The sequence below is a fragment of the Lysobacter antibioticus HS124 genome, assembly GCF_000336385.2.
GTDB classification, from domain to species: domain Bacteria; phylum Pseudomonadota; class Gammaproteobacteria; order Xanthomonadales; family Xanthomonadaceae; genus Lysobacter; species Lysobacter firmicutimachus.
Genome location: NZ_HG424510.1, coordinates 1 through 3,591, shown reverse-complemented (window position 1 = coordinate 3,591; position 3,591 = coordinate 1). Strand labels below are relative to the sequence as shown.

Sequence of the window (3,591 nt, the reverse complement as noted above, 5' to 3'; positions counted from 1 at the left end):
TCGCCTTGGACAAAGAAAGTGACCCGGCCGCTTGCGGACGGAAGCTTTGCTTTGAGCTTTGAGCTTTGAAGCTTTCGAAGCCTTCGAACGACAGACGCCGCGAGACCGCAAGAACGCGGTCGCGGCTTGTGATCAAAGGAAATCCCTATGGGGCGCCGCTCCTACAGCGATGATTTCGGGCTTCGATAGATGGCGGAGGCGTTGACTCCTCTGCGCGTCCCTTGGTCGCGGCTCACGCCGCTCCTACAAGGGCGCAGGACAAAGACACGGCGAAGGGCGAGATGGCTTTGAGGCCTTCGAGAAACAAACGGCGCGAGACCGCAGCAGCGCGTTCGCGGCTTGTGACCGAAGGAATCCCGGTGGGACGCCGCTCCTGCAGGGAGCGGTGGCGCCACCGCGATGCGCCGATCACCAGACCTTGTACACCCGCCCGCTCTGCACGCCCTCGACGCTGCGCTGGTAGGCCAGCGCCGCCTGCGCGGCGGTCACCGAGCCGAAGCCGGGGAAGAAATCGCCGTACGCTTCCAGCGACTCGGTCAACAGGGTCGGGCTGACCACGTTGATCCTCAGGCCGCGCTGCAATTCGCAGGCCGCGCCCTGGACGAAGCCCTCCAGCGCCCGGTTGACCGCGCTGGCGTTGGCGCCGGCGCGGATCGGCTCTTCCGCAACGATGCCGCTGGTCAGGGTGATCGAGCCGCCGTCGTTGAGGTGGTGCTGGCCGAGCAGGGCCAGGCGCACCTGGCCGAGCAGTTTGTCGTTGAGGCCGATCGCGAACTGTTCGGGGCGCATCTCCAGCAACGGTCCGAAATGCAGCGCGCCGGCCGCCGAGACGATCGCATCGAGCTTGCCGGTGCGCGCGAACAGCGCTTCGACGCTGGCGTCGTCGATGATGTCGACCGGGTAGTCGGCGCTGCTGCGGCCGGCGGCCAGGATCTGGTGCTTCGGCGCGAGCCGTTCGGCGATGGCCCGGCCCAGCGTGCCGCTGGCGCCGACGATGAGGATCTTCATGTGCGAATCCGAGTGGGGGAACAGCGGCCAGTCTGCGCGCCGGGCCGGCGCCGGTGAATGCGCTAGGATTTCGCGCACCCCTAACCAGCGGTTAGCCCATGGACAAGCTGCGCAGCATGGCCGTGTTCGTCGCGGTCGCCGACACCGGCAGCTTCGCCGCGGCCGCCGAGGCCGAAAACCTGTCGGCCGTGATGGTCGGCAAGCACATCCGCCAGCTCGAACAGCACCTCGGCGCGCGCCTGCTCCAGCGCGATACGCGCAAGCAGCGCCTGACCGAAGTCGGCGCGGCGTTTCTCGACGACTGCCGGCGCATCCTCGATCAGGTGAGACAGGCCGAAGCGGTGGCCGAGCGGCTGCGCAACGACGCCCGCCCCAGCGGCCGCCTGCGGATCACCGCGCCGCTGACCCTGGGCGGCAGCGCGGTCGCCGCGGTGGTCGCCGAGTACTTACAGCGCTATCCCGAGGTCTCGGTCGAACTGGTGCTGGCCGACCGCCTGTCCGACCTGATCGCCGAAGCCTTCGACGTGGCGATCCGGATCGGCCCGCTGGCCGACTCCGATCATCTGACCGCGCGCCCGCTGCGGCCCTACCGGATGATCGTCTGCGCTTCGCCGGACTATCTGCGCCGCCATGGCACGCCGACCGATCCGGCGCACCTGGCCGAACACAACTGCCTGCATCACCTGCTGTGGCACCGCAACGCCGGCTGGCGCTTCGACGCTCTGGGTTCGGAGCCGTTGCAACTGCACGGCAACTTCGCCACCAACCACGGCGAAGCCCTGCGCCGCGCCGCGGTGGCCGGATGCGGCATCGTCCTGCAACCGGAAGTCCTGCTCGCCGACGACCTCGCCAGCGGTCGTCTGGTGCGCCTGCTCGAGGATCAGTTGCCGCCGCCGCGCCCGGTGCACCTGCTGTACCCGCGCGACCGCCAGCCGTTGCCCAAGCTCAGCCGCTTCGTCGAATTGGCGATGCAGCGCATGGGGCCGGAGTCGGAGTAGCCGCCTGCGGCTGTACAGGAGCAGCGGCGGGCCGCAGGGATGTCCTCCGATCATCGACCGCGACCAGCGAAGCGGTGAGTACCCGGCCGCCTGCCAAGGCCAAGCTCCCACGGGAGTGACCGGCGCAAGATCCTGAAGTCCAGGCTTCGGTCACTGCGCTCGCGTGCATCGTCGCGGTTGTCGCGGCTTGCGCCGCTGCTACAGGAGAAGCGGGTTCCCGTCGGCGACGTCGCAAGACCGTCGCCCTGCGGTCGCGGCTTGCGCCGCCCCACCCCAAGGCGCATACGTCGCCCAAGCTGTTCCCGCCTTTGCAAAAGAGGGCCAGTGGGGATTGCCCTCGCGCTTGTTCTAGGGCTTGGTCTCGCTTCGGCAGCCCGGCCCGCCTCAGGCCGCGCGCCGGCGCGCCATCAACGCCTCGATCTCGTCCGCGCTGCGCGCCAGGCGATCGGTCAACACCTCGCAGCCGGCCTTGGTCACCACCACGTCGTCCTCGGTGCGGATGCCGATCCCGCGCCATTTCGGTTCGACCGTGCTGTCGTCCGCGCTTACGTACAGGCCCGGCTCGATGGTGAACGCCATGCCCGGCTCCAGCAACCGCGACTCGCCGTCGATGCGGTACTCGCCGACGTCGTGTACGTCCATGCCCAGCCAATGCCCGGTCTTGTGCCGGTAGAAGCGCTTGTAATGGCCCTCGGCCAGATTCTTTTCCAGCTTGCCCTTGAGCAGGCCGAGCCGCAGCAGGCCTTCGGTCAGGGTCTCGACCGCGGCCAGATGGCCGGCCTCATAGGGCACGCCCGGCCGCGCCTGGGCCAGCGCCGCCGCCTGCGCCGCGCCGACCAGGTCGTGCAGCGCGCGCTGCTCCGCCGTGAAGCGCCCGTTGACCGGAAAAGTACGGGTGATGTCGGCCGCGTAGCCGCGGTACTCGGCACCGGCGTCGATCAGGACCAGTTCGCCGTCGCGGATCGGCGCGTTGTTGGCGCGGTAATGCAGTACGCAGGCGTTGCTGCCGGCGCCGACGATGCTGCCGTAGGCGGACTCGGCATCGTGGCGGCGGAACACCGCCTCGATCTCGGCCTGCAACTCGTATTCGTGCAGGCCCGGACGCGCCGCGGCCATCGCCGCCTCGTGGGCGAGCACGCTGATGTCGGCGGCTCGCTGCATGAAACGCAGCTCGTCGCGGTCCTTGAACAGGCGCAATTCGTCGAGCAGATGGCCGAGTTCGAGGAATTCGTGCGGCGGCTGCGCGCCTTGGCGCACCATCGCCCGCACCCGGTTGAGCCAGCCGATCAGCTTGAGATCGAACTCGACGTCGCGGCCGAAGTGGTAGTAGACCCGCGAACGGCCTTCCAGCAGCCCCGGCAGGATGTCGTCGATGTCGGCGATCGGATAGGCGTCGTCGAGGCCGAACGCCTCGACCGCCCCTTCCGGCCCGAAACGCGGGCCGTCCCAGGCTTCGCGCTCGGCATCGCGTTCGCGGCAGAACAGCAGGGTCTCGCCGTGGCGCCGGCCGGGCACCAGCACCAGCACCGCCTCCGGCTCGGGAAAGCCGGTCAGATAGCTGAGGTCGGAATCCTGGCGGAACGGG

At 69.0% G+C, this 3,591-nt stretch carries 3 protein-coding genes; 1 reads left to right on the top strand and 2 read right to left on the bottom strand.

Features of this window, described 5'->3' with window-relative positions; translation table 11 throughout:
• Positions 1–408: 408 nt before the first annotated feature.
• Positions 409–1,008: a short chain dehydrogenase gene (locus tag TX83_RS12690; RefSeq protein ID WP_064748323.1), complete on the bottom strand. Its 600-nt coding sequence runs from the start codon at positions 1,006–1,008 to the stop codon at positions 409–411.
• A gap of 98 nt (positions 1,009–1,106) precedes the next feature.
• On the opposite strand from TX83_RS12690, the gene TX83_RS12685 reads away from it, so the two are divergent.
• Positions 1,107–2,006 (top strand): LysR family transcriptional regulator, encoded by a 900-nt coding sequence (locus tag TX83_RS12685; RefSeq protein WP_064748322.1) that lies wholly within the window; start codon positions 1,107–1,109, stop codon positions 2,004–2,006.
• A gap of 384 nt (positions 2,007–2,390) precedes the next feature.
• Here TX83_RS12685 and TX83_RS12680 read toward each other — a convergent pair.
• The coding region (locus tag TX83_RS12680) for an aminopeptidase P N-terminal domain-containing protein (RefSeq protein WP_064748321.1) at positions 2,391–3,591 on the bottom strand (1,201 nt) is incomplete at its 5' end.